Below are 618 nucleotides of genomic sequence, written 5' to 3'. Positions count from 1 at the left end.
CCCCGCACCTGGCTCAGTCGAGCTGGGTGCAGACGCTCGCTCGCAGCGCTCGTTTGACCACCCATCCCGTGGTGCCCTCGCGCAGTCCTGACGACTTGCGGGTGCCGGACGCGCTGCCGGAGTCGAACATGAGGCGGACCCGGTACCAGCCGCGTCGGGCCTGTGTGGCGTAGACGGCGTCGCCTCGGTGGAGCAGGCCGAGGGTGGTGTAGCGGGTGCCGGGTCCGGTCCTGAGCCGTACGGCGTCGGTGGTGACGACGTAGCCGCAGTCGCTGAAGTCCGCCCGCGCGCTCGTGGGCTGCTCGGGGGTGCCGGCCGTGGCCTGCGGGATGGCGGTGCCGGACAGGACGGCGGCCACGGCCGCCGTCGTGAGGATCAGTCGTTTCATGCTCCGCCAACCCCCGGTGCGGCAGCGGGCGTTACGGCGGGGGGCTGGAGATCACCCGTGCGTGGAGTGGACGTGCCCCGGACCGCGGAGAGGTCCGGGGCACGGTGGCCCGTCGGCTGCAACGGGGGGTGCGACCGACGGGGGTCTAGGGCGCCACCAGGTGGAACGGCGCACGGGGCTGCCGGGTAACGGGGACCAGGGCGCCGAGGGCCTGGCGCGGGTCAGGGCTG

1 protein-coding gene is annotated in these 618 nt (G+C 74.1%); it reads right to left on the bottom strand.

Features of this window, described 5'->3' with window-relative positions:
• Window positions 1–13: 13 nt before the first annotated feature.
• Window positions 14–388, bottom strand: coding sequence for an SH3 domain-containing protein (locus tag CCN44_RS32415; RefSeq protein ID WP_086701716.1), 375 nt, complete (start codon window positions 386–388; stop codon window positions 14–16).
• Window positions 389–618: the final 230 nt, after the last annotated feature.

This window comes from Streptomyces tricolor (assembly GCF_002155905.1).
Taxonomy (GTDB): domain Bacteria; phylum Actinomycetota; class Actinomycetes; order Streptomycetales; family Streptomycetaceae; genus Streptomyces; species Streptomyces tricolor.
The sequence above is the reverse complement of the archived record's forward strand: the minus strand, read 5'-3'. Positions and strand labels throughout refer to the sequence as shown.